This window comes from Chromobacterium haemolyticum DSM 19808 (assembly GCF_000711885.1).
GTDB lineage: Bacteria > Pseudomonadota > Gammaproteobacteria > Burkholderiales > Chromobacteriaceae > Chromobacterium > Chromobacterium haemolyticum.
The window spans coordinates 1-26,000 of record NZ_JONK01000019.1 but is presented as its reverse complement, the minus strand read 5'-3'; the positions used below and the strand labels follow the sequence as shown (position 1 = coordinate 26,000).

At 56.3% G+C, this 26,000-nt stretch carries 26 protein-coding genes; 18 read left to right on the top strand and 8 right to left on the bottom strand.

The window, feature by feature from the left end; all coding sequences use genetic code 11:
- Positions 1 to 6: 6 nt before the first annotated feature.
- A complete protein-coding gene (locus BR71_RS22985; protein WP_052370540.1) occupies positions 7 to 651 on the bottom strand; it encodes a DUF6166 domain-containing protein in 645 nt (214 codons plus the stop codon).
- A gap of 377 nt (positions 652 to 1,028) precedes the next feature.
- Here BR71_RS22985 and BR71_RS12540 point away from each other — a divergent pair, with 377 nt between their 5' ends.
- From BR71_RS12540 to BR71_RS12490, 15 genes are all read left to right on the top strand, one after another.
- Positions 1,029 to 1,346 carry a hypothetical protein gene (locus BR71_RS12540; protein WP_043637819.1) on the top strand — a complete coding sequence of 106 codons (318 nt, stop codon included), beginning with the start codon at positions 1,029 to 1,031 and terminating at the stop codon, positions 1,344 to 1,346.
- Between the two features lie 2 nt (positions 1,347 to 1,348).
- Positions 1,349 to 3,208 carry a replication endonuclease gene (locus BR71_RS12535; RefSeq protein ID WP_052370539.1) on the top strand — a complete coding sequence of 620 codons (1,860 nt, stop codon included), beginning with the start codon at positions 1,349 to 1,351 and terminating at the stop codon, positions 3,206 to 3,208.
- Positions 3,209 to 3,218: 10 nt separating this feature from the next.
- Positions 3,219 to 3,428, top strand: a complete 210-nt coding sequence (locus BR71_RS12530) for a hypothetical protein (RefSeq protein WP_043637817.1) — start codon at positions 3,219 to 3,221, stop codon at positions 3,426 to 3,428.
- 12 nt (positions 3,429 to 3,440) lie between these two features.
- Complete coding sequence (locus tag BR71_RS12525; protein WP_043578785.1) at positions 3,441 to 3,689, top strand: hypothetical protein; 249 nt, start codon at positions 3,441 to 3,443, stop codon at positions 3,687 to 3,689.
- Positions 3,690 to 3,843: 154 nt separating this feature from the next.
- The gene (locus tag BR71_RS24190) at positions 3,844 to 5,175 is read left to right on the top strand and encodes a hypothetical protein (RefSeq protein WP_156038975.1); all 1,332 of its coding nucleotides are present in this window, start codon (positions 3,844 to 3,846) and stop codon (positions 5,173 to 5,175) included.
- A gap of 2 nt (positions 5,176 to 5,177) precedes the next feature.
- Positions 5,178 to 5,465 carry a DUF2523 family protein gene (locus tag BR71_RS12515; RefSeq protein ID WP_043578799.1) on the top strand — a complete coding sequence of 96 codons (288 nt, stop codon included), beginning with the start codon at positions 5,178 to 5,180 and terminating at the stop codon, positions 5,463 to 5,465.
- Positions 5,466 to 5,476: 11 nt separating this feature from the next.
- Positions 5,477 to 6,586 carry a zonular occludens toxin domain-containing protein gene (locus BR71_RS22980; RefSeq protein WP_052370538.1) on the top strand — a complete coding sequence of 370 codons (1,110 nt, stop codon included), beginning with the start codon at positions 5,477 to 5,479 and terminating at the stop codon, positions 6,584 to 6,586.
- Positions 6,583 to 7,875 carry a type II secretion system protein GspD gene (locus BR71_RS12505; RefSeq protein ID WP_043637811.1) on the top strand — a complete coding sequence of 431 codons (1,293 nt, stop codon included), beginning with the start codon at positions 6,583 to 6,585 and terminating at the stop codon, positions 7,873 to 7,875. The genes BR71_RS22980 and BR71_RS12505 overlap by 4 nt, the downstream gene beginning before the upstream one ends.
- A 120-nt stretch (positions 7,876 to 7,995) precedes the next feature.
- Positions 7,996 to 8,124: a hypothetical protein gene (locus BR71_RS25000; RefSeq protein WP_279625739.1), complete on the top strand. Its 129-nt coding sequence runs from the start codon at positions 7,996 to 7,998 to the stop codon at positions 8,122 to 8,124.
- A gap of 1 nt (position 8,125) precedes the next feature.
- Positions 8,126 to 8,380 carry a hypothetical protein gene (locus BR71_RS12500; RefSeq protein ID WP_043637808.1) on the top strand — a complete coding sequence of 85 codons (255 nt, stop codon included), beginning with the start codon at positions 8,126 to 8,128 and terminating at the stop codon, positions 8,378 to 8,380.
- A gap of 463 nt (positions 8,381 to 8,843) precedes the next feature.
- Positions 8,844 to 9,479 (top strand): hypothetical protein, encoded by a 636-nt coding sequence (locus BR71_RS24185; RefSeq protein ID WP_156038973.1) that lies wholly within the window; start codon positions 8,844 to 8,846, stop codon positions 9,477 to 9,479.
- Positions 9,480 to 9,493: 14 nt separating this feature from the next.
- Positions 9,494 to 10,714 (top strand): helix-turn-helix domain-containing protein, encoded by a 1,221-nt coding sequence (locus BR71_RS23580; protein WP_081862646.1) that lies wholly within the window; start codon positions 9,494 to 9,496, stop codon positions 10,712 to 10,714.
- Positions 10,715 to 11,274: 560 nt separating this feature from the next.
- Positions 11,275 to 12,720 (top strand): hypothetical protein, encoded by a 1,446-nt coding sequence (locus BR71_RS24180; protein WP_156038972.1) that lies wholly within the window; start codon positions 11,275 to 11,277, stop codon positions 12,718 to 12,720.
- Between the two features lie 193 nt (positions 12,721 to 12,913).
- The gene (locus tag BR71_RS24175; protein ID WP_156038971.1) at positions 12,914 to 13,093 is read left to right on the top strand and encodes a hypothetical protein; all 180 of its coding nucleotides are present in this window, start codon (positions 12,914 to 12,916) and stop codon (positions 13,091 to 13,093) included.
- A gap of 366 nt (positions 13,094 to 13,459) precedes the next feature.
- Positions 13,460 to 14,161: an FCD domain-containing protein gene (locus BR71_RS12490; RefSeq protein WP_019100596.1), complete on the top strand. Its 702-nt coding sequence runs from the start codon at positions 13,460 to 13,462 to the stop codon at positions 14,159 to 14,161.
- 107 nt (positions 14,162 to 14,268) lie between these two features.
- On the opposite strand, the gene tyrS is transcribed toward BR71_RS12490, so the two are convergent.
- The 5 genes from tyrS to mltA all read right to left on the bottom strand — a co-directional run bounded on the left by tyrS (position 14,269) and on the right by mltA (position 22,101).
- Entirely contained in the window at positions 14,269 to 15,543 is a 1,275-nt protein-coding gene (gene tyrS / locus BR71_RS12485; RefSeq protein ID WP_043637804.1) for a tyrosine--tRNA ligase, read from the bottom strand.
- 71 nt (positions 15,544 to 15,614) lie between these two features.
- On the bottom strand, positions 15,615 to 16,844 hold the full coding sequence (locus tag BR71_RS12480) for an aromatic amino acid transport family protein (protein WP_043637802.1): 1,230 nt from the start codon (positions 16,842 to 16,844) through the stop codon (positions 15,615 to 15,617).
- Positions 16,845 to 16,968: 124 nt separating this feature from the next.
- The gene (locus BR71_RS12475; protein ID WP_043637798.1) at positions 16,969 to 18,897 is read right to left on the bottom strand and encodes a pyridoxal phosphate-dependent decarboxylase family protein; all 1,929 of its coding nucleotides are present in this window, start codon (positions 18,895 to 18,897) and stop codon (positions 16,969 to 16,971) included.
- A gap of 36 nt (positions 18,898 to 18,933) precedes the next feature.
- Positions 18,934 to 20,400, bottom strand: a complete 1,467-nt coding sequence (locus BR71_RS12470) for an amino acid permease (protein ID WP_052370537.1) — start codon at positions 20,398 to 20,400, stop codon at positions 18,934 to 18,936.
- 471 nt (positions 20,401 to 20,871) lie between these two features.
- Positions 20,872 to 22,101, bottom strand: a complete 1,230-nt coding sequence (mltA, locus tag BR71_RS12465; RefSeq protein ID WP_043637796.1) for a murein transglycosylase A — start codon at positions 22,099 to 22,101, stop codon at positions 20,872 to 20,874.
- 241 nt (positions 22,102 to 22,342) lie between these two features.
- On the opposite strand from mltA, the gene BR71_RS12460 reads away from it, so the two are divergent.
- On the top strand, positions 22,343 to 22,636 hold the full coding sequence (locus BR71_RS12460) for a BON domain-containing protein (protein WP_043637793.1): 294 nt from the start codon (positions 22,343 to 22,345) through the stop codon (positions 22,634 to 22,636).
- Between the two features lie 237 nt (positions 22,637 to 22,873).
- Entirely contained in the window at positions 22,874 to 23,170 is a 297-nt protein-coding gene (locus tag BR71_RS12455; protein ID WP_143330252.1) for a hypothetical protein, read from the top strand.
- A gap of 7 nt (positions 23,171 to 23,177) precedes the next feature.
- Here BR71_RS12455 and lysA read toward each other — a convergent pair whose 3' ends face one another.
- The gene (lysA, locus tag BR71_RS12450) at positions 23,178 to 24,455 is read right to left on the bottom strand and encodes a diaminopimelate decarboxylase (protein WP_244269624.1); all 1,278 of its coding nucleotides are present in this window, start codon (positions 24,453 to 24,455) and stop codon (positions 23,178 to 23,180) included.
- Between the two features lie 92 nt (positions 24,456 to 24,547).
- On the opposite strand from lysA, the gene BR71_RS12445 reads away from it, so the two are divergent.
- Positions 24,548 to 25,468, top strand: a complete 921-nt coding sequence (locus tag BR71_RS12445) for a LysR family transcriptional regulator (RefSeq protein ID WP_043637787.1) — start codon at positions 24,548 to 24,550, stop codon at positions 25,466 to 25,468.
- A gap of 203 nt (positions 25,469 to 25,671) precedes the next feature.
- Here the strand turns inward: BR71_RS12445 and BR71_RS12440 are convergent.
- The coding region (locus tag BR71_RS12440) for a transposase (protein ID WP_043637785.1) at positions 25,672 to 26,000 on the bottom strand (329 nt) is incomplete at its 5' end.

The window sequence follows — 26,000 nt, the reverse complement described above, 5'->3', positions numbered from 1 at the left end:
ACTTTGTTATTCCTTTCCTGCATTGAATTTCTCCATCGCGTCTCTGACCTGCGCCTCATGTGCTTGCCTGAGCTCTTCAAGCCTGCGATGTTCATCTGTCTTCTTCTGGATATCCTCTTTGATTTCTTGCAGCCAGTTTTGAACCAGCTTGATATCGATACTTCCTCCTTCTTGTGGGATGCCCAATAGAAACCGCTCTGTGAAATGTCTCGCGAAGTAATCGGCTACCGGAGACGACATGCCCATCACGTGCAAGATGTTCATAGCCAGTTCGCGCGGGCCACTACCGTCATAACCCCACTCAAATGCAGGTGGGGTGCCTTTGCCGTACTGGGATACTGCGTGGGGAATATTTGTTACAGATTGCCCTTGATCGTTTCGACCAAGCACTATCTCGTCGATCCCATCCATATGCGGGCTTGGCTTTGTCCCAGCACCAGTTGCTATCCAACTTGCCATCTCCGGCCAGCCAGTCAGGAATGCTTCCAGCATCTCGACTGAGAGGCTTTGTCTCCTGTTAACCCAGTTCACCCACTTGTGTCTTGCAATCCTGGTCGCTGTGCTCAGCAGGTCATAACGAGCTGTTTGGTTGGGCGCGATCTGTTCAATGGCGGCACGCAGCCGTTCCTCGATTTTTGTCTCGTTGCTCATTGCGTATTCTTACCGTTGATGGTAATTTCGCACCATGCAGATTTTGCATGGAGCTAAATTTACACTATGTCCCAAATTACATCCAGTCATAGTACATGGCCGCATGCCGCACAACCACCTTCGCCGTTGATGGGCGTGACTTCCGTTGCAGCCTCGTCGCACAACTATGCTCCTCCGTTGGTGACTAGAGAGCGCTTTGCAGAGCTAGTAGGGCTCCCTATCGGGGTCGTAGTTGGCTTTGTCAACAAGGGCTACCTACCCGTTGTTTCTGTTGGCAAGTACTCCTTGGTCAATTTGGAGCTTCTGCGAAAGCGCTGCCTGGAAAAAGAATTCTCTTAAGCCCCACGTACATATGAATCTTTAAGGAAGGAATCGAAATGAGCACCCCTCAAGAAGCCATCAAGCTGAATTTGAAGCCCAATCAGTCTGTTCTGCGCGGACGGGTGAATACGATCCGTAAGTCGGAGGAATTTTTCTACACCGAAGTCACTCTGCCGGCACCAGATGAATACAGCCCGCCGGCTACTGTTGAAGTTCGTTCGAAAAAGCGGATAGGCCAATCGGGAGAGACTATCGAATGCCTTGTGAGCTGCGGTGGCTATCGTGGCAAATCGTTTGTCTACACCGACAAGGAAACTGGCGAGCGCTTTTCTCGCCGGCCAGTTGTGAATAGCTACTACGCCATCGAGGACTAATCATGCTGCATCCGCTGTCACTCGAATACCGCCGCGCCTGCCTCGTGGAAGATCGTGAGTGGGTGGATAGCTGGCTCCGTGCCGTTCCCACCCAGTTCGCCAAGCGGATTCGGCGGCAGCATAACAAGCTGCTTTTTTCCGAGGAGTTCCGGTACGACGGCGATGCCCGTCGTGCCGCCAACCTGTACGTGCAAGACTGCCGTGATCACCTCGTGGAAATCGGCGGCGCTCTCAAGCTGGGGGCCAGCGATGCGGAACTATGCCAGGCCGCAAAGGAAACCGTGCAGCACATTCTCTCCGTGCAGCGCCTGTGCAATGGCTCCGACTACATATCACTTTTCCAGCGCCTGGCCGACTACCTGGCAGAGCGCGATGTTTTCTTCTTCGATGATGGAGATGCGCCAGAGGGCTGCACGAGGCTACCACAGCCAGGCAAGCGGAGCGTGACTTACGAAAGCATTTTCAAGCGCCTGATTGATGAAGGTTTCTGGCGGAAGGTGTTCCGGCGTGGCGTGGCCCGCAAGGTAGAGGCGGAAGCTATCCGTACCGGCCTGGTCAATCAGCGAACCGGGCTATATGTGTCTGATGACACTTTGACCCGCTTCCGCTCGCAACGCTGCCGCAACCGCTCGTTGCTGGAAAGCCTCGTGGCTTTCAATGAACTGGGCGACGAGTTCACGTTGGCCGAGTTGGCCGACCTGTCTGTCTCGAATCCAGATGTTCGTCGGGCGGAGTTGATGACCCGCATTGTGGGTTTCGAGGCGATTGCCCGTTCCCTGGGGCACGCAGCGCTTTTTCTGACGATTACCTGCCCATCCCGCTTTCATGCTTTCCGCAAGCTCGATAAGGGCAGAGTAATCAAGAATCCAAAATATAACGGCAGCACCCCACGGCAAGCCCAGCAATACCTATCCCGCGTCTATTCCTACATCCGTTCGAAGCTACATCGCCGCGAGATTTCCCCCTACGGTTTCAGAATCGCAGAACCGCACCATGATGGCTGCCCGCATTGGCATCTGCTGCTGTTCATTCCGGCAAATCAGGCCGACGAATTGGCCGCGATCTTCCGCGAATACGCCACTCGTGAAGACCGCGAGGAGCTGGCCGGCAATGTCGAGGCCCGCTTCAAGTGCATCGAAATCGATTGGGCGCGCGGTTCGGCCGCCGGCTACGTTGCCAAGTATGTCTGCAAGAACGTGGATGGCAAGAAAAGCGATGGCGAGCCGGTGGGCGTCAACTTTGACGGCATGGATACGGTCACTGCGGCCGAGCGTGTGCAGGGTTGGGCGTGGTGCTGGAGAAATCGCCAGTTCCAGCAAGTTGGTGTCGCGCCCGTCACGCTCTGGCGCGAGCTGCGCCGAATCGCCACTAATGATGATATCGAAATAGACAGCGAAGTGATCCGCCGCGCAGCGGAAGCCGCCGACGCCGGAGATTGGGCAGGCTTCGTGCGGGTACTAGGTGGAACCGGACTGAAGCTGGGTGATTTGCCCATCCGGCTGAGCCGCGAAACCGGCCGCACTAACCGCTATGGCGAGGATATCGGTGTCCGCATCCTGGGCGTAGCCGATTGCGAGGATGGCGTCCTCATCAAATCCAGACTCCATGACTGGACGGTCGAGTTTGTACCAAACCGCGAGCACAGCGAGCCTTGGACTAGTGTCAATAACTGTACGGAACCCACTTTTGTCGAAGCTAGGGCCGATGTGAGAGGAGGGGCAAACAGCCCACAGCTGCCCGGCCTCGTGAATCGATCGGATAGCGTTGGGCTGGATTTCAGTTCAGACCCAACTTTCCCCCGGTTATCCAATTCTGCGACGCACCCGCGAAGGCCACCCCATGGCTCAGTGCGTCCGCTCTGATGAGTCCGGCTTGCTGCATCTGGATACGATCCAGATCGAGCAATGCCAGACCCTCGTACTGCTTTCGCCGCAGGAGTATGCCGCGATGCAGAAATCCCAATCGGTCAACTGGCAAACAGCTGGCGTTTTCTGGGCGTTCGCCTTTGCCATGGTTGTATCGAGCTGGGTTATTGCCCGCTATGGGGCCTTCTTGTTCAAACCGTTCAAAACCCGTGTTTAAAAGGAAAACGCAATGCACACCAATGCTCATATCAAAAAACTCGCTCTGGTTGCCATCTTGGCCGTCCCGGCGCTCGCCTTTGCTGCTGACCCAGCTCCGGCTACTAGCGGCGTGGATACTGCGGCGCTCATCGACAGTTTCGTGGCTGCATTCCCTGTCGCTAAGGTAGCCCAAGCCGTTGCCTCGATCTGCATCAGCATGATCGGCCTGGTTGCCATCGGCTTCGCTTTCGATGCTGTACGTAAGCGCATGAAGGGCTAAGCGCTCGGCCCCGGACTTTCGCATGCGAAAGTCCGGGCATTTCGACTGATCAATCTGTTGAAGGAATGCACATGGCTGCTGAATGGTGGTATTTGGCTGCTTTCGCACTGGGAGTCTCTTGCGGGAACGCTGTGGTCCAAGGGTTCAAATCCATATGAAGCGTTTACTATGTGGCGCTGCCATTGTGCTGTCTCAGTGCGCTTTAGCCGGCTCTGCTCTGGTGAATGGAATGCCGTCCTCATCTGTTGCTGTCAACGCAGCAATGGGCGCTGCATTGGCTGACAAACTGGCCACGCTCAAAGTGAATACCCAGCTTGGCGCACAGATCATGCGAACGGTTGCCCGTTCGTCAGCTGTCCGATACTTGGGGAAGTCAGTAGTGCTAGCGGCGCCGCTGATGATGGCCGTGAATACCGGGGTATTCGATGAGCAAACGCCAGGGGTATTGGTACATGGTGACGGTGCCAGCGTTACATTCTCTGGTCCGAGTATGGACCTGTCGCAGATGCCAACACGTGCCTTACCTTCATCCAGCCTGGTGGATGCTCTGATGGTGATGGGCTACCCCAACGATGCAGTCTTTGCTAATCGTCCCAATGGTGACACCGCGATCTTCCTGCGTACCAAGCAATATGCTTGTCCAACGCCGGACACTGTTTGCAACTGCCCCCGTGGCACTCTGGATGCTTCTGGCTATAGCGTTTCAGCCTGCACAGGACTTGGCTATGTCGGTGATAACCATATCTACCAACTGGTCCTTATCATGGAGAAGACCCCTCCCAAGCTGTTGAAGGACCTACGCTATCAACCTCGGCCAATCACTAGCAATACTCTTGCAGCATCAGACTTGCCGGACTCTCGTGCCAATGATCAAGTGAACCCTGCACTCATTGCCGCCGCGCTTTCTTCAGCAATAGATGATGCGCGACAGCGTGCGCCAGGTCTTGCATGGCCTCCGGAGTTATCTCGTCCCAATTCGATCAGCGCATCCGATATCAAGGCTACTGGTGTATCTACTCCGCTGAGCGGGGCATTAGCTCCTATTGCGGTTGGCTCTAATGATCAGGCTCCGGCCGGCTGGGCCGATGCCCGCCCCGGGACGCCATATTGGGACCCATCAATTACTCTGCCTGGAACATGGGGTGGTACTGGCGCTACTACCAATACGGGCACCGGTAGCCAAGGCGCAACCGTCGATCTTGGAACTGCGCCGACGGTAGCTGAACCGCAGTTGGAAGAGACGCCTACCGGTTTACAGATCATGCAGCCCGTCATTGATGCCTTGAACCCATTGAAGGGTGTGACCTTGCCCTCCGGCGATGGTCAATGCCCTTCAGTTGATCTGGATTTGTCCTTTTTCCGAGAAGGAGCGGTGCATCACTTGGATGAGCAATGCGCCATGCTCGAGAAGGTTCGTCCCATTCTGGAGCCTGTCTTTGCTGCCTGCTGGGGGCTGGTGGCGTTTTTTATCGTATTGAGGGCATAGCCATGTGGGCATTTCTGCAATCGGCAATCTGGACCGCCTTGGGATGGGTTTTCCGCTCGGTCCTGGTCAAGTTCGTGGTCGCCTTTGGCATGTTCTTCGTAGTGAAAATCTTGGCCGAAGTCATCAGCTATGCACTACCCAATGCGTTAAATCTGTCCGGCTTGATTCGGGCTGTGCCGGCAGGCGTCTGGTACTACGCCAGTCTCCTGCAACTTCAATATGGTTTGCCGCTGATCGTTAGCGCCTCTATCAGCCGTTTTCTCATCCGGCGCTTGCCAGTCATCGGCTAAGGAACTCCATCATGGCCATGTACGTTTATTGCGGCTTGCAAGGCTCTGGCAAGTCATTCGAAGCGGTCAAATCGGTGATCGTCCCCGCCATCGCCCAGGGGCGGCGGGTGCTCACCAATATCCGCAACATCCGGCAGGACAAGATTCACGACCTGATCGAGCGGAAGGCGCTTGCCAAACTAGAGGCGACACTCGGAGAAATCATCCCGCTCACACCGGATATCATCCTGGCACCGAATTTTTTCTTTGATCCCGAGTTGCTGCTGGCCACCAATGGCGAGGTCGATAGCTTCGTCAGACCCGGCGATCTAGTGGTGATCGATGAGGCCTGGGAAACCCATGGCCCGGATCGCAAGCTATCCGAAGAGCACAAGAAGTTCTTCCGCATGCATCGGCACTATGCCCACCCGGTCACGGGTGTGACCTGCGATCTGGTCTTTCTCTGCCAGGACATCGATACATCGCTGAACCGCTTTGTCAAAGCTACGATTCAGCAGACTTTCCACATGAAAAAACATACCGCGCTCGCGGCCATCCCGTATTGGAAGAATCGCTATGTGATCACCATTTACGAAGGCCACAAGATGCGCATCAAAGATGTCATCAGCCAGTATCAGGCCAAGTACGACAAAGATTACTTCGGGCTGTATGACTCGCATGTCGGCGGCGTCGGTAAAGAGGTCAAGGTAGATGGGCGTGCCACACTCTTTACCAAGAAAAACGCGCTGGTTTTCAGCTGCGCGCTGCTTGCGCCAGCTGCTGGCCTTTACGGCTTATACAGTGTGTTTGCTCCCTATCTGCTGGGTGATTCCCACAAGCCGGCGGCACCGCAAACCAAGCAAACAGCCAATGCTTCATCCTCCGGCTTGCTGGAGGACAAGCTATCTGTCGGTAAGCCTTCTTCGCGGAAAAACAGGGTAGCCCTCGTGGGCTACTTGTCTTCCGGGGAGAGCATACGTGTGCTGGTCAGAACCCCGGAAGGCATCCAAACGGTGACGCCGACTAGATTCGTGCCTGACGGATTTGCCACCTCTGCCGAGGTAGATGGCCAGGCAGTCTCGTTTTCGTCTGGTTCGGCCAAGAGTGATTCATCGTTGCTCGGGGAGGCGTTGCCCAAATGAATGTTTCGCGCCCGCTGGCTGCTCTGTCCTTGCTGGGTTCCATTGTGCCGGGCTTATGCCTAGCCACGCTGTTACCGCCCGCCGCAGCATTTGGTAAACCGATTTCCGCCATTTCGATGACCTTTGACCGTATCCCGGTCAGCGACTTCGTGATGGCCTATTACACCCAAATCCAGAAGTCGCCATTCGTCATTGATCCTAAGGCAGCCAAGTCGGATGCGGTATTCACCATGTCGCTAGAGCGCATCCCGCCTGCACAGGCAAAGAGCATGTTCCTGGAGGCGATGCGTAGCGCCGGTTTCGTCGTGGAGCGGCGTAGCGGCGTGGACTTCATTCGATTGCGCGAAGACGGTGAAAAGCCCATTGCCGACCAAGTGTTCATTTATCACCCGCGTTATCGTGATGCCAACTACCTGGGCGACTTGATCGGCGGTTTGTTCGCTACCGGCCACTTCGTACAAAACCGCCCGGCTCCGCGTAGCGACGGTACCCCCAAGGCCAGTAACGACAAAGGTGACTCCCCGTTGAGCTTGCAAAGCCGGCCGACCGATACGCTGGTTTTCAACGGCACCGAAGAGGAAGTAGCCAAGCTGAAAGGCTATCTCGCCAGCCTGGATACGCCGGCCAAGCAAGTGCGTGTCCGGGCGGTCGTTTACGAGGTCAGTGGCGGCAGCACCGAGGGATTCAACCTGGGGGCCGTCATTCGCAGTGCTTCGCAAAAGCTGTCGCTACATATCGGAGCGGCTGACGCGGCTGTGGCCGGCTCGTCGGTATTCCGCTTGCAGTCCACATCGCTGGATGTTCTGGCCGAGCTGTTCGCCACGGATAGCCGGTTCAATGTCGTCACGCGCCCGGATGTGTTGGCCGCAGATGGCCAGCAAACTCGCTTCCAGTCCGGGGAGAACGTTCCCGTTCTTGGCCAGGTCAGCTACGACAACAAGGGCAACCCGCTCCAATCCGTCGATTACAAGCCGTCAGGGATCGTGATCGAGGCCCGGCCGCAGATTCGTGGTGAAGTGGTCAGCCTGCAACTTAACCAGGAGGTCTCCAACTTCGTTCCCACCAAGACTGGGGTCAATAGCTCGCCCACGCTTATGACGCGCAACCTGACCACGACTTTTGATGCCAAGCCCGGCGACGTATACGTCATCGGCGGCCTCAAGACACAGAAGGAGACACAAGACCGCAGCTTCTTCCCCTTCACATCCTGGGCTGTGAGCAACGCGAAGCAATTGAGCAACAGCGAAATAGTGGTGTTGGTGCAAGTCGAGGATGCCACGCCGATTTGATCCCCTCCGCTGTTGCCGCCGTGGCAGCTCCCGCAGCGGAGCGAGGACAGCATGCCACGGCGGCAACAGCGCAGGACCGAGCACGATGCCGTGAAGCATCGACAACTGAAAGGAACCATCATGCTTTTGAACTGGATTTTGGTGGCATGGGACGAACGCCACCGCAGCATCTTCTGGCAAACCCGCTACTTCTGGCTGGCCTTGGCAACTGTGCTCTGGCTGATTCGTCGTTTGATTCTGGAGGCATGACATGTCAGACCACAAGCGAGAGCCGATTATCATGCCGACGCCGGATGGTCCTCTGAACTTGACCGAGTACACCTACGCCACCTATGCCTACCTCGTGACGACACCTGAAGGACATCGGCTCATGATGGTTCGTGACAATAAGGCGAATGCGCAGTTTCTTGCGGAAAAACGCCCTATATGGGAAAAAGAGGGATACCAGATCGAGTACTTGCCGTTGACAGAGGCCCGATGCAAGTTGTTGCAACGAGACGAGTAGGTGGCCTGTATGGTGTTTTTGATACGAGAACGCTGCTTGCTTTGTACAGACAGTCATAGCGTACCGTGCAAGCCGATCTAGGCCGCTAGCTGTACGAGGCGAAAACGGCTAGCCGCTGGGTTGGGAATTGCAAACGATCTGGCTGGGGAGCAGGAGTTTCGCATGCGAAACTCCTGTGGGCTTCAAGAAAGGAGAGTGGTATGGCAGCGGAGTCGCTTGTAGGACTCATTGTCGTTGTCGTTGTGTTTGCGTTGATTGCATTGTGTGCAGGGAGGCAGAGGGTCTCCAAGAGAGCGGGTAAACGTCCCAAGATATCGAGTGAGCAAGAGTCGGGAGATTGATGGGGTGTGTGGTATTTCGGGTGTCTAGGGGACATTTCTCATACGTATTTCCATAACATTTTCTTGAAAACGCAAGAAAATGTGTAGATAATCCAATTATCGCAACGTGATGGGGGTATGGTATGAAGCTGGACCTCTTGGACTACATTGTCCATAACACACCTGAGCAATTTTTCAAGGAGTCTGTCGAACGGCTTGAGTCGGCATATTTCCAAGCGCATGTTGACTCTGAGCGTGGTTGTGATACTCCTGAGCGTGGGCGGGTGAGGGGGCAGCTTCGACACTATTACCAAAATCGAGCGTTGCGAGAAGCTGCACAAGCTGTTGGGTTACAGAGTGTCGCTGCACATACCGATCCGAAAGGTGAGCGCTATTCATTGATTAGCTCAGCTGAAATCCGATACGGAAGAATTAGTGTTGGGTTTAAGAACAAAATTCCACGCCCTGCAAAGCATCGGAAGCTGATTGCTGCTTTGAATGGTTATCTAGAACCAATGAATATGGACCTTTTTTCTTCTTCCACTCAAAAACCTGCTGATGGTTTAGGAGCTCTGGTGGTTACCATTAACCCTGAGCGGGAAGAAGCTCAGACCGTCCCAAAAGATATTTACATTGGTGTTCCTTATACTAATCTAAAGGGATGGCATTTCTTTGATTCGGTTTCTCAGGTTTTGGCGGGATTCCATGGTGCAGTTGAAATGGATGTGCCAGATATGGCTTGGGTTACATTAAAGAAAAATCTCCGCGACAACGAGTAATTAGAGGTACAAAAATGCGTTCTGGCATTGAAACTTTCCAGCCTGAACGATTGAAGCAGGCTAGAGCAACCCGTGGGCTTACGCTTACTGCGCTCGCTCAAATTTCTTCTGTATCGGCACCTACATTAAGTAGATGGGAGGCCGGGCTGCAAAAGCCCGAAACATTATCTTTGGAAAGTGTTTCGGAGGCCCTTAATTTCCCTCTTAATTTCTTTATGAAACCTGTGCCTGAATATGGGGATCAACCAGCTTTTTTTCGTAGTAATTGTGCTGCAACAAAAACAGCTAGGGAAGTTGCATTAACAAAGCTGAAATGGTTAAATGAGATTTCTCTAGAAATACAAGATTATATTAACTTCCCAGAGGTTAAGGTTAAGCCTATTGGTGAGCGTGATTATTTAAAAATTTCTGATGAAGATATAGAGGAAATAGCTTTGGAGTGTAGAAGGCTATTTGCTCTTGGTCTTGGCCCCATCTCCGATACTACATTGTTCATGGAGAATGCAGGCGTGATAATGGTTCGAGATTGTCTGGGCCATATAAAAATGGATGGGGTTTCCAAATGGTTTTCATCCGATCAGCGGCCATATGTTTACTTGGCCGCCGATAAAGCTAATAGTATTCGGTCGCGGTTTGATGCTGCACATGAGCTTGGTCATATTGTTCTGCATCGATACGTGAGTGAAATTGACTTCAATAAAAGACACAAGATTATAGAGGCACAGGCTGATAGATTCGCAGGTGCTTTCTTGTTGCCTGCTGAAAGTTTTTCGAACGAAGTATACAATCCATCGCTGGATACTTTTCTAGCGTTGAAAAGGCGTTGGAAAGTTTCTATTGCGGCAATGATTTTTAGAAGCAAACAGCTTGGAATTATTGACGAGAGCTATGCATTAAGACTTTGGAAAAGTTATAGTGCGAGGGGATGGCGAAGAGGGGAGCCTCTTGATCAAGATATTCCCTTTGAGAAAATACGACTGGTGCCAAGAGCTGTAAGTATGCTCATTGAAAATTCTATTTATAGCAAAGCTTCATTTTTGGATGTGGCTGCTCTTTCCGCTGATGATTGCGCTGATATTTGTAGTTTGCCTAAAGGGTATTTTTCAGATGCTCCATCGAACATTCTCAGTCTTGAGTTGCTAAAGCTGAATGAGAAAAAAGTAAAAGATAGTAAAGTAAATGAGTTGAAAAATAATATTGTTGCCTTTCCAAATGCGCGAAGTGGTAACGCATAGCATTATGCTGAACTCAAATTGTTAATTTGATGTGTAGCAGTAAAACGATCAGGGGCGGCTTTGGCCGCCCCTGATTCGCTTAAATGACATTTCTTCAGGATTACAGACCACATGAGGTGGGTAAGGTCTGCCTAGATGAATCTTTGCTAAATGGTGGTACGATGGCTAGCTCCTCACCCATTGTGGTTGTTTGTCAAGGGTGGCCGTAGGCCACTTGTCTTGCCCTTGACAAGCACTGGTTCTATACGCTCAGTAAGGGGCTGGGGTACTTACCCCAGCCCCCGAGGATCAAACGCGGTCGTTTGTCGGGTGTGGGGCAAGGCCCCACGGTCTTATGCTGGGGGAGCCGATTGCGTTATACGCTGGCAAGCATTGAGCGCCACTCAAGAAGAATCAAAAACGACCCAAACACTGTGCAGGCCTTGTTGGCAATGACAAATAGTTGTTGTCGTGAGGAGCTTTAGTTCAGAACAGGTAAAAAATTTTACATTTAAATTGTAAAGCCATTATATATTTTAAAAGTCAAAGCACAAAGAACGCAAACATAGCGGCACAAAAAAATGAATATATACCACAACAAGCTCCGAAAATATTTAAGCAATAAAAATATGTATCTATGCCTGATAAAAATATGGCATGCCACGTCAAAAATTGGTGATGAGAAGCCAATAAACACTGGCAACAAAATAGCAAGTCAAGCATTCCCATGGGAGATCGACATCCTTGCGCGCGAAATAATATTAAACTGCGTAGGAACTATACAGCTCCCTGAAAAAAGACATTCAAAACAAAAATTTGACTTGGAATTATGCATAAAATACATTAGAAAAGCATCAGCACTAACGTCGGAAAAAACCGTAAAATCCACAGGTGACGCATTCAAAAAGTTGCATGCGATTTCTCACCAACAAATACCATGGCAAGATGACAACTTTATCCTTAGATTTGTTCGTTACGCTAAAATCATGGAGCACGGTCCTCTAAAAGAAATTGTCGAAAATAGACTAAAAATATCCATCCAAGATTTATACAAAATTGGATTGGCTGTTGCGGGGTCTATTCGTGGTTCCGCTCACATACTGTCGTCTAATTACTCACAAACGCCAGGAATAAAACCTGGAGCTGATATTTCTTTTTTCAAAATAACAGCGGATTCGATTGAGGACATAAAAGAACGTGCAGCGGCGAATCAAATAAATGAAGAGGAATGGCAATTTGCGTTCAACCCACTAAGGGAAAAGCCATTAATTTTCGACAAGGGGTATCCTGAAAAAATTTTAGGGATAAGTCAGCAGTTCTTGATTTGGAGAATTACAAGCGGTATATATTACGACATACGTCAAGAGAAAAAATTCTCAGAGGCATGGGGCGATGCATTTGAAAATTACATTGGTGATGTGCTAAAGGAGACCCTCCCACATGAATCGTTTAAGATAATACATGAAGCACAATATAAAATATCAAAAGGCAAAGAACACCTTGGTGTCGACTGGAAGTTGATTGACGCGACTGGCCTCGCATTCATCGAATGCAAAACAAAGCGTTTGACCATTAAGTCTCAAATCAACTTTGATGGTGAAACATTATCATTCGATATAAATAAACTAGCTGATGCAGTAATTCAAAACTACAAAAATATCAATGATGCAAAAGAAGGCAAGATTCCAGATTTTGAAGTTGGGGAACTTCCAATATGTAATGTAGTTGTTACATTAGAGAATTGGCGCATAGAAAATCCAGCCTTCAAAAAAATGCTGAATGACATGGTAGTGGAGAGGCTAACCAAAGAACGTCTAGACAAATCTCTGTTGGAAACGTGTCCATATCGAATATATGGCAGTCAACAGTTTGAAATGATCATGCAAGACGTATCAAGAAATGGAGTTTTTAAAACCTTGATACAGAATGAAGGATTTAACAAAGGCCCATACAGACCGCTATTCAAAGGAACTCTTACAAGACTTATTCCAGAACTTGACCCCATGCCCGATGGAACTTTGCTTTGAAGACACATCGATGTCGAATGAAACGGCCCTTGTCAAGGGTGGCCAGAGGCCACTTGCCTCGCCCTTGACAAGCATACGGCCCCATACGCTGAATGAGGGGCTGGGGTAGTTCACCCCAGCCCCCGAGGATCAAACGCGGTCGTTTGTGGGGTGTGGGGCAAGGCTCGACGGTCTTATGCTCGGGGAGCCGACAATGCCCAATAGAAAACGAGTAGATGTGTACTATTCGCCGCTTACTCAGGAAGAGCGAGAATGGCTTGATGCAGCGCAAGTTGGGATGGAGTGGGGAAGCGAGGAGTGGGACAAGAAGTACAACGAAGGATCAACGCTATTGTCGGCCGATGAAGCTGTAAAGTTAGATGATAGTGACTAAGCCTTTGTAAAGTTATGCATTGTGAGGCAAAGTTGCCTGTTGGTATGGACTCATAATCCGTTGGTGCGGGGTTCGACTCCCCGGGGGCCCACCAAGACTTCCTCGCTAAACACGGCGGTTCTTGGCGATTCAAATCAGAAGCCGACGCTTAGGTCGGCTTTTTTGTTTTGGTCGGCCGCCCCGTTATTGCCATCTCGCCCGTCTCTTCGTTGAATGCTTCCCTGATTGCGGATTTCCGTGCCGGATAGACGTAGCTTTTAGCTATTTCCCCCCTGTTCCGATGGGGAAAATCAATATGCGACGTCGTTTTCAGTTACTATCTAGCGTTTCGCGCGTTATTGCGCGCTCTCATGTGGAAAAAACCGAATGCCACAGAAGGAAAAAAAAGCGGCAAGCAGTAACGCCACATTGGCCGACAAGGTATTCCAGGAGTTGCGACGGGACATTCTGTTGGGCGTATACCGCCCGTCGCAGAAATTGCTGTTGCATGACCTCAAGGCGCGTTACGACGCCGGAGGCTCTCCGATCCGGGAGGCGCTGTTGCGCCTGAGCTGGTGCAAATACGTGGTGATGGAGCCGCAGCGCGGTTTTTGGGTGGCGCCGATTTCCCGCCATGAGCTTTACGACATTCTGCTGGTGCGCCGAGTGCTGGCGGAGGAGGCGGTGCGCCGCTCGCTGGAGCAGGGAGACGAGGCATGGGAACTGGAGGTGTTGGCCAGCTACCACCGTTTGAGCCGAATAGATCTGAACGACGCGGATGTGGATCTTCAGGACTGGGCGGACCGCCACATGGCGTTCCACCTGGCCATTATCAGCGGCAGCCACTCGCCGGTGATTGTGGAGGTGATGGAGTCCTTGTACAACCGCTTGGAGCGCTATCGGCATATCTGGTTTGATCCGGCTTTGCCGTCCTCCAAGCGTTACAGCGACGAGGGCGAGCATCAGGCCATCATGCAGGCCGTGTTGGCCAGGGATGCGGACCGGACCTTGCAATTGCTGGATCAGCACTATTCCCACGTGATGCAGGTGGTGGAAGGATTGAGCACGGAAGCCTTCCAGCCCCGCTAGTTCGTTGGCCGATTCGAGGCCAGCAGCCCCGCCCGTTCGCCGTCAGGCTTGGGGCGGGGCGAGCCCGGCGCTTCAGCGTCCGGGCCGTTTCACGCGGTTTCTCGCGTTTATTCCCAAATCAACAGACAGTACTGTTTCTTGCCGCGCCGCAACAAGGTATAGCGTTGATGGCGGCGATCGGCCTGTTCCAGCCGAGCTTCCAGCGCTTCCGTTCTGGCGCCGTTAACGCTGACCGCGCCGCTTTGCAGCAGCGTGCGGGCCTCGCTTTTGGACGCGGCCAGGCCGCTGGCCGCCAAGGCGTCGATCAGCGGGGTGGATTGCGGTGGCAGGGCCAGCCGCGGCATGCCGTCCTGGGCCAGTTGAGCAAAGTCCGCGGCGCTGAGGCCTTCCACGTCGTTGTCGAACAGACTAAGCGTGATCCGCTGAGCGGCGGCGAGCGCGGCCGGCCCGTGCACCAGCTCGGTGACTTGCTCGGCCAGGATGCGCTGAGCCCGCGGCTTGCCGCCGGAGGCGCGGTCTTCGGCCTCGATGGCCTGGATCTCTTCATTGGACAAAAAGGTGAAGTAGCGCAGAAAGCGGTAGACGTCGGCATCGGCCGCGCCCAGCCAGAACTGGTAGAAGGCGTAGGGCGAGCACTTGTTCGGGTCCAGCCAGACCGCGTTGCCTTCGCTCTTGCCGAACTTGGTGCCATCGCTATTAGTGATCAAGGGCATGGTCAGGCCGAAGGCCTGCTGCTGGTTCACCCGTCTGACCAGGTCGACGCCGGCGGTGATGTTGCCCCATTGGTCGGAGCCGCCGATCTGCAGCTTGCAGCCGAAACGGCGGTTCAGCTCAACGTAGTCGTGGCTCTGGAGCAGGCTGTAGGCGAACTCGGTGAAGGAGATGCCGACATCGTCGCGGTGGATCCGCTGCTGTACGGACTCCTTCTTGATCATGGCGTTGACTGAGAAATGCTTGCCGACATCGCGGAGGAAATCCAGCGCGCTCATGCTGGCGAACCATTCGTGGTTGTTGGCCATCAGGGCGGCATTGTCGCCTTCGAAGCTGAGGAAGGGCTCCACCTGACGGCGGATTTTGTCCACCCAGCCGGCCACCACCTCCGAGGTGTTGAGCTTGCGCTCGCTGGCCTTGAAGCTGGGGTCGCCTATCATGCCGGTGGCGCCGCCCACCAGGGCGATGGGGCGGTGCCCGGCCATCTGGAAGCGCTTGAGCAGCAGCAGCGGTACCAGGTGGCCCAGGTGCAGGCTATCGGCTGTGGGGTCGAAACCGCAGTACAGGGTGACCGTTTCCCGGGACAGCAGCGCGTCGAGCGCGTCCGCGTCGGTGACCTGCGAGATCAGGCCGCGTTGCTGCAGATCCCGGATCAGGGTCGATTGCTTCATTTCGTTTACCTCCATGATTGCGGCGCGCGGCCGTGTTGGCCGCGCGTCCGGACGACGGCGCGGAGGCGCCGTCAGAACACGGGCAGCAGTCCTTGCATCACCAAGATCTGGAACAGGATGATGGCGAGGCCTGAACCGCCTATCGCCCAGTGCAGGGTGCCGCCGCCGCTGACTTGGTAGTCGGGTTGGTAGTTGTCCTGGCTACGCAGCTTGATCAGGGCCAGCGCCGGGAACAGGATGGCGAGCACCACCAGGAAAATGGCGGCGGCGCCCAGCGCGGCGACGAAGCCGCCGGGGAAGAACAGCGCGAAGCCCAGCGGCGGCAGATAAGTGATCAGCGCGGTTTGCAGCCGCTGCCGCAGGCTGTCGCCGCGTTTCAGAGTGCTGGCCATGGCGTCGAACAAGCCGAGCGATACGCAAAGATAGGAGGTGAACAGCGCGATGGACGAGAAGGCGGACAGCAGGGATGGCACTTGCGGCGTGGGCACCAGCGCGTGGAATTCGTCCAGAAACATGCCCACCGATCCATTATGAGCGGAGATCGCCTGGAAGCTGTGGCTGCCATAGCGCGGCAGCGTGCCCAGGGTGTTGAACACCCACAGCAGGTAGACGCCCATGGGGATCAGGCTGCCGGCGATGAAGACGTTGCGCAGCGTGCGAGGCTGGTCGCGGCCCAGGTATTTGACCATGCTGGGCACGCTGCCGTGAAACCCGAAGGCGGTCAGAAACATGGGGATGGCGGCCAGCATGTATTTGGCGGAATCCGTGCTTTCCGACAGATTGCCGGTGTCGACGTAGGGCTGGATGACCGCGCTTAGCGCCAGAAAGATCAGGATGTTCAGGCTGAACAGCAGCCGGTTGACCTTGTCCACCGCCGTGGTGCTGGCGAAGACGATGCCGCCGATCAGGACGGTGAAGACCAGCGAGACCTGGGCGGGAGACAGGCTTAGGCCCAGGTACTGGTGCAGGCTGGATTGATAGGTGGAGCCGCCGCCGGAGATATAGGCGGAGGAGAGCGCGTAGAGCAAGAGCAGCAGGCTGGCGTTGATCAGATAGCTGCCCTTGGCCTTGAACAGCGAGCGGGCGATGGCGTCGAAGCCGTAGCCTTCGGGAAAGGACAGGCAGACCTCCAGCAGCATCAGGCCGGTGTAGGTCATCAACGCCCAGATCAGAAACAGGGTCAGGCAGGCGTAGCCGAAACCCATGCCGGCGGACACCAGCGGCAGCGCCAGCATGCCGGCGCCCAGCATTGTGCCGGAAATCAGCAAGGTGGCCCCTATGGCCTTGAAATTGACTTGCATGTGGAATCCTCAACCATCCTTGATGAAGAGAAGGATGCGTTCGTAAAAACCGGACAAACTCATAGTCGGTATTGGGTCTGGTGATGAAAAAAACGCTCCCGGCCAAGCCGGGAGCGGAGGTGGATCAGGCCGCGATCAGGGTGTCGGCGCCGGTTTTGTCTTCCATGTCCACGATCTGGGCCAGCTTGGCGGCGAAGACCTCGCGCAACTGTTCCCAGTAGGCGTCGAAATCCTCTGCTTTGCGCAGGAAGTGGGTCATCACGGCGGCGCGCAGGATGTAGACGCTTTCCACCTTGTCCCATTCGGCCCGGCTGAAGCCGCGGCTAGCCACGTAGTGCCAAGGGGTGTCGCCGTACTCTTCCACGGACAAGGAGGTGGAGGAGGTCAGGAAATCGTTGGTGTAGGTGCGGCCTGAAGCGTAGGAGCAGATCTCGTACATCTTCTTGTTCAGCCGGTTGTGGTCTTCCAGGCTGTCGTTGCCGATTTCCTTGAAGGTGAAGTTCACCATGTGGAAGTCCGGGTGCATGATGGGGCGCACTTCGAAACGGCGGCGGCCAATGGTCAGCGGCTTGGCGGAGGCCAGGCGCTGGGCGAACCAGTCCGCGGTCACGATGCCGCGGCCAATCACTTTGCCGTAGCCGCCGATGTTCAGCGGCACCAGGCGGTGGGCCGCCCATACCGCGGCGGCGGTGGCGCCGGCCTTGGAGCCTTCCATGATGGAGGAGCCCAGCACCACCTTGGTGTCGGCGCCTTCGGCTTCGTCCACTTCTTCGAACACATAGGCCGCGTGGTAGGAGATCAGGTCGACGATGCGCTTGTCCTTCATACAGACGGCGCCGGCCGCGTACTGGATGTAGCCCACCTTGTGCGGATCCACGGTGATGGAGTCCGCTTCCGCCATCGCTTTGAAGCCTTCGTAAACTTCGCGCTTGGGCCAGGTGACGCCGGCCGGGATGATGTCTTCGGCGCGGTAGCGGGCCAGCAGCGCGTCGTAGTCCATGAAGCGGTTGTCCTCATCGAGGAACATCGCGCGCACATAGCCGCCGTAGGCCGCGTCCACGTGCACGTAGAAGGAGGCGCCGTATTTCCGTTCGCATTCGGCGCGCAGCTTGATCACCTCGTCGACATGGTCGATCGAGCCTTCCTCCGTGGTGCCCACCACGGACACCATGGCCAGGATGGGATGGCCTTCCTCGATCAGGCGGAAGGTGATCTCGCGCATCTTGGCGACGTCGGTGCGGTAGTTTTCGTCCACAGGCAGCGGCACGATGTGTTCCTGGCCGATGCCCAGCACGTCCATCGCCTTCATCCACGAGTAGTGCTTGGATTGCGGCACCAGGATCTTGCCCAGCGAACCTTGCTTGATGCCGACGCCGCGGCAGGACAAGGCGCGCACTTCTTCAAACAGGCCGCGCTTTTTCAATTCGTCGGTCAGGTCCAGCACAGCGCTGGGCGATAGGTTCAACAGTTCCTTCTCGCTCTTGCCGGCGACCAGATCGCGGGCTTTTTCATGCTGGGCGATGGCCAGCGGAATGGTCTTCAGATTACGCGCCACCCACATGCCTTCGTAGTTGGCCACGGTGCCGCCGGACGTGATGTGGCCCCAGCTGCGTTTGGGGTCGTAGCCGAACATCCGGCACAGGTCGAGGCCGGCCTCCACTTCCAGTTCGGTGGTGGTGGGCGAGGCTTCGTGCGCGCAGTTGTTGGGGTTGTACATCATGGTCATCACGTAGGCCAGGTTGGACACCATCAGCGTGTCCGCATTCATGTGGCCCAGATAGCGCGGGGAGAACCAGGGCACCGAGGTGTTTTTCAGCTTGGAGGACAGCTGACGCAGGATGCCTTCGGTTCGGTACAGGGTCTGGCGGAAATCGCCGGCGTGCTGCTCCACCGGGGTGACCAGCGCCGGGTCTTCCGGATGGAAGTCCGCGCGCCAGTGCAGGTGTTCAGACACGGCGTATTCCATCATTTCCTTGAAGAACACGCGGTTTTCGGATTTGGGGCCGATGAACAGGGCATCGACGTTAAGCGGGGAGGCGTTCGGAGTGTTCATAACAGATTAACCTTGTAATTTAGGGGCATAAGCGGCTCATTTGCCTTCGGCGGGACGCGCTTTGCTGGCGGGAGAGGTGCGCGGCGCAACGCCGGCGGAGCGGGCGTGCTTGGCTTTTTGGCCATAGGCGTACACCAGGAAGGGAATCACCAGCATGATGGCGAGCCCGATGAGCTGGAATTGCAGGTATTCGTGGGAGGAGCCATGGAAGCTGCCCGGCGGGATGAAACCCAGGTAGCCGGCCAGCAGCGAGATGACGATGCCCAGGCCGGAGCAGACCCACATGCCCGCGTTGCCTCCGGGCACTCGGAAACTGCGTTCCACGTCCGGACGCTTGTAACGCAGGTAGATGGCGGCGGAGAACATGAACAGATAGGCCACCAGATAGACGAGCCCGGTCAGGCCCATCAGCATGAAGTAGAAGTTATCCACGTTCGGCATCACGGTGATCAGCACGCCGACGACGGTAATGGCCGCTGCCTGGATCAGCACCAGAGTGACCGGCACGCCGTGGCGGTTGGTCGTCTGCAGGAATTTGGGCAGTGCGCCGGAGTCCGCGGTGGCTTGCAAGCCGCGCACCGGGCCCAGCACCCAGGAGTTCACCTGGCCCACCAGACCCAGGCCGATGCACAGGCCTATGACAGGAGCCAGCCAGCCCATGCCCCATTGATTGAAGTAGAGCTCGAAGGCCTGCATCAAGCCGGCGGTCATCGAGATTTTTTCCTTGGGAATGGCGATGAAGATCGCCGCGGAGCCGATCACGGACAGCAATACCATGATCACCGACACCAGAATGATGGCAATGGGATAATTGCGCCGGGCGTCTTTGATGGAGGAGACGTTGGACGCGGACACCTCCATGCCCATCACCACGAAAATGAAGCCGATGAAGAGGCCGAGCGTGCCGCTGTCGCTAAAGCTGGGGACCAGGTTGTTCCAGCTCCAGGACACGTCGGTCATGATGGGATGGCCGCCGGCCAGATAGGCGATGCCGCAACCGATCAGCACCACGCCGGGCATGAAGACGCCCAGGCTCACGCAGATGGTGGACACCCAGCCCAGGGTTTTCACGCCGCGCATGTTCACCAAGGTGCAGGCCCACCAGATGCCCACGATCATCGCCAGCATGTAGAACTTGTTGCTGGCGAGGGCAGGGTCGAACACATAGGCGAAAGTGGCGGCGATGATCATGATGATGGAGGTCATGCCGAACACCATCTGTATCCACTGCATCCACACTGCGACAAAGCCCATGCGCTCGCCAAAGGCTTCGCGAACCCAGATGAACAGGCCGCCATCCTGCGGCCAGGCGGTGGCCAGTTCAGCGGACACCAGGGCGGTGGGCACCAGAAACAGCAGCGCGGCCGCCAAGGTCAGGAAAATCGTCATCATCCCCGGTTGAGCCGTCATTGGCAGCGTGCGGACGCTGACGACCACGGCGGCGGTGATCATGACAAAGGCAAAGACGCTGATCTTGGGAGGCGTCTTATCTATTGTCGTCATTTTCATCTCCATCGAACAAAACAATAAAAACGTAAAAATATAAAATTTCGAAAATCTTATTTATTTCGTGTTGTTCGACGTTTGATTAAAGTCAATATTAGGAAAATTCAATAAAAGATAATTTGAATGGAATAATGCTTTGGATGCAGGAAAGCCTTGCCTGAAAAGGGTTCTATGGGACTGTGACTGCAAGGGGCCATTACAGACGCGCTTGCGCAGGGGAAGAGCGAGAGGGTTCTTCGTACGGATTCGTAGCCGCATAGACGACGCGCAGCAGGCTTTGAACCGGCTCTAATGCGGAGAGGCTAGGTGGCAAGACGCTCGCCGCGTCAGCTTGGACGAAGCGTCGCCCATGCCGCGGGCGGAGAGAACAAAGAGGGTGGATCGCCGGAGGAGGGCGAGGTTTGCGGCTGTTGGGAACGGAAGAAGGCGGCGGCGCTGGCACGCGCGCGCCGCCGGGAGCTTAACAGCTTACAGGGCCTGGGACGGGTTCATGCCTTTGGGCAGCAGCATCCACAGATTGCCTTGCTGCTTCATTCTGCCGGCGTACATGCCGGCTTCGGTGCCGTAACCCCAGAAGAAATCGGCGCGCACCGCGCCCTTGATCGCGCTGCCGGTATCCTGTGCGTGCACCAGCCGCGTCAACGGCTGGGTGGAGTGAGGCCAAGTGGTGACCAGGTAGACCGGCGCGCCCAGCGGGATGTAGCGCGGGTCTACCGCGATGCTGTAGCCCCCGGTCAGCGGTACGCCCAGCGCGCCCATTGGCCCGCCGTTGTCGCCCGGCAAGCTTTTGAAGAACACATAGCTGGGGTTCACCGCGAACAGCTCCTGCCGGCGTTGCGGGTTGCGGGCCAGCCAGTCCTTGATGCCCTGCATCGATGCGTCGCCCAGGGTCAACTCCCCCTTGTCCACCAGCCATTTGCCGATCGATTGGTAGCCGTAACCGTTTTGTTCGGCGTAGCCGACGTGGATGAAGCTGCCGTCGTCCAACTGGATGCGGCCCGAACCTTGCACTTGCAGGAAGAACAACTCCACCGGATCTTCGACCCAGGCGAGGATGGGCGCGTTGGCCACACCCTTGCCCTGGTTGATTTCGGCGCGGGTGTAATAAGGCAGCAGGCGCTTGCCATCCAGCCTGCCTTTCAGCCGCGTGCCGCGGCTGTCGGCGGGAAAGTCGGCAGGGCGGATCTCAATGTCGCCGGCCGCGCTCAGCGCCAGTCGGTTGGGACCGCTGCGGCGCGCAGTCAGGCTGGATTTGCCGCGGAGGGAGGCCGGAACGTCCACGCTGTAGAAGTCCGCTGGAATGCCATACACCGGCCAGGGAGTGCGTTCGCTGCGCGTCCGGCTGCCGCTGAGCAGCGGCTCGTAATAACCGGTGATCAAACCGCTGTCGCGGCTGCCGTCGTTGACCTTCCAGGCGGCAAAGCGATTTTCAAAGAATTGGCGCACAGCCTGAGCGTTGTCGGCGGCAATGCCGTTGGCTTGCCTGCACACTTCGGACCAGCCCGGCTTTCTGGCAATGGCTTTACAGCTTTGCTTCAGCGCGACGAGGGTATCGCCCAGTTCTTGCTGGCTCCAGGCCGGCAGCGAGGTGGGCGCGTCGCTTTCACGCGCCGCGCCGCCTGGCTTGCCCGGCGGGCTGGAGGTAGAGCAGGCGGCCAGGCCAACGACGAGCAGTAACAACAGCCATTTTCTAAACATGCGGTAGGTTCTCTGAAACAGGGCTAAGGCAGCGACGCGCTGCAAATTCGGTCTGATTTTACGCTGGGACGCACATGACGGGGCAATGATGCCCGCGGCGAATGTTGCGGCGGCGCCAACGGCCGGAAGCGTCATGCCGCGTTGTCATGGACCGGCAACAAAATTGAAAAGTTTCCTCGCTAGTATGCGGTAAAACATTCGCGCTGAAGCTTGGGCTTGAGCCATATCACTGGAGAATCTGATGAAACGTTTTTGCATCCGCGCCTTGCTGTTGACCACCTTGCTGTCCGCCGGCCTGCCGGCTTACGCCGAACAGACCCCGCCGACGGATGAGGAGCTGGCCGCCAGCGTGCAGCAGGCCTTGAACGGCGATGCCGAATTGCAGGGGCTTGGTTTGAAGGTGAGCAGCAAGAAGAGCGAGGTGACGATTGAAGGTGGCATGACCGACGACCAGCAAATGTTCAAAGCAGGGCAAATTGCCGAAAAAGTGCCGGGTGTGAAGTTCGTCATCAACAATATGGTACTGAAAAACTAGGCGAGAACGGCCTGGATCAGCAGCATCAGGGGGCGCTTCGGCGCCCTTTTGTCATTTGTGCCGACCAGCGTTTTCGCCAGAAATTTAAGATTAATCCGATTGTGGCGTATTCCCTTATTGAGAAAAATTTACGGTGTTGCCGGCTAACTGCCTTCCTAAAGGCTGGGGCCGGCAAGGTTTTTCCAATCAGCAGTAAGGATCGCACGCCGGCCCACTGCGAAGCACCGGACATGACTCATGGAATATGCATCCGCACTTGGCAAGAGGCTCTCCCACCGCATGATGCTGCAACCGGCGGAGCAGGTGGACAAATTGATTTCACGGCTTGAAGGCGCGGACGAAGCCAAGCTGGTGTATTGGGACGAGCGCAGCCAGCGGCTGCGGGCTCTGAGCCCGCGTTCGCGCCGCGGCCGGCAACTGCTGGCGCGCGGCTTGCAATCGCCCCAGGTGGTGGGGGTGTTCAACGGCTACGCCAGTTATCAGGATATTTATCAGGCCTTCCAGCAGACGCTGGACGACCTGAAGCTTAGTTGACCCTGGCCTAGACTCGCTCCAGCTCCAACAATTCCGCCATGGTTTGGCGGCGGCGGATCAGGCGGCTGGAAGACCCGTCGATCAAGGCTTCGGCCAGCAACGGCCGGCTATTGTAGTTAGACGACATGGTGGCGCCGTAGGCGCCGGCGTCGTGAAATACCAGCAGGTCCCCTACCTGCGCGTCCGGCAGCGGGCGGCTTTCCACCACGCCGCCTTCCTGTTGGGTGAAGACGTCCCCCGATTCGCACAAGGGTCCGGCCACCACGCAGGGCGCGCGCGCGCCTGATTTTTCCGTTCCGTCCGGGCCCAGGACGGAAATATCGTGATGGCTGCCGTACATGGCGGGTCGCATCAAATCGTTGAATCCCGCGTCCACCAACACGAAACGTCGACTGCCCATGGTCTTGACCGCTCTCACCTCGGAGATCAGGGCTCCGGATTCCGCTACTAGGAAACGGCCCGGCTCGATTTCCAGCCGCACCGGATGCCCCAGATGCGCGGCGATCCGCCGCCGCGCCTCGTCCCATAGTTCGAAGTAATGCGTGGTATCGATGCGTGCGTCGCCGTCGCGGTAAGGAATGGACAGGCCGCCGCCGGCGGAGATCGCTTCGATGTCGTGCCCCAGTCCAGTCGCCAGCTTGACCATGGCGCCGCAGACCTGCTGCAGGTGGCCGTAATCAACGCCCGAACCAATGTGCATGTGCAGGCCCACCAGATGAAGGCCGAACTGACGGATCACGTCCAGCGCGTCGGACACTTGCTCATGCCAGATGCCGTGCTTGCTGTTCTCGCCGCCGGTATTGGTTTTCTGGCTATGGCCGTGGCCAAAACCGGGGTTGATGCGCAGCCAGACCCTATGGCCGGGCGAGGCCGCGCCCAGCTGACGCAGCATGTCGATGGAACCGGCGTTGACCGCGATGCCCGCGGCCGCCACGCGTTCCAGCGTGGCGCGGTCCAGCACGTCGGCGGTGAAGACGATGTCGGAGGGCTCGGCGGAGTCGGCCTTGTAGCCGGCGGCGAGCGCGCGCTCGATTTCGCCCAGCGACACCGCGTCCACTTTCACGCCCTGTTCTCGCATCAAGCTGAGGATATGGATATTGGAGTTGGCTTTTTGCGCATAGCGGATCACGTCGAAGCGCTTCAGTTCGGCGATGCGCCGGCGAATGGTGTCGGCGTGGTAAACCCAGAGCGGGCTGCCGTACTGGCGGGCGAGTTCTGTCAGTTGGCGGGCGTCAAAGCATTTCATGGCGTGGCGTTGGCTAGGGGTGGCAGACAGAAGCATCATGGCGCGTGGCCCGGCAAAAATAAAATATCAAATTATCGCTACCTCTTTCATTTATGATATGGATCGCCAAGTTGCTTTAAAGAGGAGGCGGAATGGACATCAGCCTGCGCCATATCGAAGTGTTTCGCGCGGTGATGACCACCGGCAGTGTTACCGAGGCGGCCGTTTTGCTGCGCACTTCGCAGCCCACGGTCAGCCGCGAACTGGCGCGCTGCGAACAATTGCTGGGCATGGCCTTGTTCGAGCGCAGCCGCGGCCGCTTGCGGCCTAGCGCGCAGGGGCTGCTGTTGTTCGAGGAAGTGCAGCGCAGTTATCAGGGCCTGGAGCGCATCGTCAGCAGCGCGGCGGCGATTCGCCAGTTCGAACAAGGGCAATTGTCGATTGTCTGTTTGCCTGTTTTCGCTCAATCGCTATTGCCGGCGGTGTGTCGGCGTTTTTTGTCGCAAGCGCCGGGCATCAGCCTGAACATCGCGCCGCAGGAATCGCCGTTGCTGGAGGAGTGGCTGGCGGCGCAACGCCATGACCTGGGTTTGAGCGAGAGCGCGCACGCGCCGGCGGGAACCAGGGTGGAGCCCCTGCTGCAGGCGGACGAGTTGTGCGTGTTGCCGGAAGGGCATCGCTTATTGAGCAAGACGGTGCTGGCGCCAGAAGACTTCGAGGGCGAAGCCTTCATCAGCCTGGCGGCGACTGATAGCTATCGGCAACAGCTGGATCAGGTGTTCTCCGAGAGGGGGGTCAAGCGGCGCATGGTGGTGGAGACGCATAGCGCCGCCTCGGTATGCGCCATGGCGCGGCAGGGCATTGGCGTGGCCGTGGTTAATCCGTTGACCGCGCTGGATTACGCAGGCGCGGGCCTCGCCATGAGGCGCTTCAGCGTGTCCATTCCGTTCGCGGTCAACCTTGTGCGACCGTTGCACCGTCCCGTCTCTCCTTTGCTGGAGCGCTTCGTCGACAGTCTGAAGGCCGAACTGGGCGTGATTAGCCAACGGCTGGCCGCGCCGGCAGGGGTTTAGAACCTGTTTACGATCCGCTGTGCGTCGTGGGGCGTTACACGGTGAGTACGGCTTCGAAATGCTCATGTACCGTGTGTACACTCCGTTTTCTCAGCCGTTTTCGCCTTGTCTCACCTTAGCTCGCGAGAACGTGAACAGGCTTTAAAAGCCTGCTCAAGTCTCGCGAGCCAGAGCGAGACTTTGAACAGGTTCTTAGAACCTGTTTACGATCTCCGGAGCAATAGAGCCAGGAAAGCCAAGTGGATGAACTGCAAGCTGGTATTGAGTTTCCGCTCACAGTTCTTCCACAGCCTTCTGCTCTTTTCCAACCAAGCGAAGCTGCGCTCCACAATCCATCGTTTTGGCATCACCTTGAACGTATGCAGCTCGCTTCTCTTCGCGATCTGTACCGTCACATACCCGCCCAGAATCTCCCGCACTCCCTGCGCGAAGGGCTGGCCCACGTAACCGCTGTCGCACAGCAGGCTTTGCACCCGCTTGAGCCCACTCTGGCAGCGCGCCAGCGCTGTGAGGGCTCCTTTGCGATCAGTCA

What these genes read in the sequence shown, in the direction of transcription:
- BR71_RS22985 (WP_052370540.1), bottom strand. Translation starts at nt 651, where the DNA reads ATGAGCAACGAGACAAAAATCGAGGAACGGCTGCGTGCCGCCATTGAA.
- BR71_RS12540 (WP_043637819.1), top strand. Translation starts at nt 1,029, where the DNA reads ATGAGCACCCCTCAAGAAGCCATCAAGCTGAATTTGAAGCCCAATCAG.
- BR71_RS12535 (WP_052370539.1), top strand. Translation starts at nt 1,349, where the DNA reads ATGCTGCATCCGCTGTCACTCGAATACCGCCGCGCCTGCCTCGTGGAA.
- BR71_RS12525 (WP_043578785.1), top strand. Translation starts at nt 3,441, where the DNA reads ATGCACACCAATGCTCATATCAAAAAACTCGCTCTGGTTGCCATCTTG.
- BR71_RS24190 (WP_156038975.1), top strand. Translation starts at nt 3,844, where the DNA reads ATGAAGCGTTTACTATGTGGCGCTGCCATTGTGCTGTCTCAGTGCGCT.
- BR71_RS12515 (WP_043578799.1), top strand. Translation starts at nt 5,178, where the DNA reads ATGTGGGCATTTCTGCAATCGGCAATCTGGACCGCCTTGGGATGGGTT.
- BR71_RS22980 (WP_052370538.1), top strand. Translation starts at nt 5,477, where the DNA reads ATGGCCATGTACGTTTATTGCGGCTTGCAAGGCTCTGGCAAGTCATTC.
- BR71_RS12505 (WP_043637811.1), top strand. Translation starts at nt 6,583, where the DNA reads ATGAATGTTTCGCGCCCGCTGGCTGCTCTGTCCTTGCTGGGTTCCATT.
- BR71_RS25000 (WP_279625739.1), top strand. Translation starts at nt 7,996, where the DNA reads ATGCTTTTGAACTGGATTTTGGTGGCATGGGACGAACGCCACCGCAGC.
- BR71_RS12500 (WP_043637808.1), top strand. Translation starts at nt 8,126, where the DNA reads ATGTCAGACCACAAGCGAGAGCCGATTATCATGCCGACGCCGGATGGT.
- BR71_RS24185 (WP_156038973.1), top strand. Translation starts at nt 8,844, where the DNA reads ATGAAGCTGGACCTCTTGGACTACATTGTCCATAACACACCTGAGCAA.
- BR71_RS23580 (WP_081862646.1), top strand. Translation starts at nt 9,494, where the DNA reads ATGCGTTCTGGCATTGAAACTTTCCAGCCTGAACGATTGAAGCAGGCT.
- BR71_RS24180 (WP_156038972.1), top strand. Translation starts at nt 11,275, where the DNA reads ATGAATATATACCACAACAAGCTCCGAAAATATTTAAGCAATAAAAAT.
- BR71_RS24175 (WP_156038971.1), top strand. Translation starts at nt 12,914, where the DNA reads ATGCCCAATAGAAAACGAGTAGATGTGTACTATTCGCCGCTTACTCAG.
- BR71_RS12490 (WP_019100596.1), top strand. Translation starts at nt 13,460, where the DNA reads ATGCCACAGAAGGAAAAAAAAGCGGCAAGCAGTAACGCCACATTGGCC.
- tyrS (WP_043637804.1), bottom strand. Translation starts at nt 15,543, where the DNA reads ATGAAGCAATCGACCCTGATCCGGGATCTGCAGCAACGCGGCCTGATC.
- BR71_RS12480 (WP_043637802.1), bottom strand. Translation starts at nt 16,844, where the DNA reads ATGCAAGTCAATTTCAAGGCCATAGGGGCCACCTTGCTGATTTCCGGC.
- BR71_RS12475 (WP_043637798.1), bottom strand. Translation starts at nt 18,897, where the DNA reads ATGAACACTCCGAACGCCTCCCCGCTTAACGTCGATGCCCTGTTCATC.
- BR71_RS12470 (WP_052370537.1), bottom strand. Translation starts at nt 20,400, where the DNA reads ATGACGACAATAGATAAGACGCCTCCCAAGATCAGCGTCTTTGCCTTT.
- mltA (WP_043637796.1), bottom strand. Translation starts at nt 22,101, where the DNA reads ATGTTTAGAAAATGGCTGTTGTTACTGCTCGTCGTTGGCCTGGCCGCC.
- BR71_RS12460 (WP_043637793.1), top strand. Translation starts at nt 22,343, where the DNA reads ATGAAACGTTTTTGCATCCGCGCCTTGCTGTTGACCACCTTGCTGTCC.
- BR71_RS12455 (WP_143330252.1), top strand. Translation starts at nt 22,874, where the DNA reads ATGGAATATGCATCCGCACTTGGCAAGAGGCTCTCCCACCGCATGATG.
- lysA (WP_244269624.1), bottom strand. Translation starts at nt 24,455, where the DNA reads ATGATGCTTCTGTCTGCCACCCCTAGCCAACGCCACGCCATGAAATGC.
- BR71_RS12445 (WP_043637787.1), top strand. Translation starts at nt 24,548, where the DNA reads ATGGACATCAGCCTGCGCCATATCGAAGTGTTTCGCGCGGTGATGACC.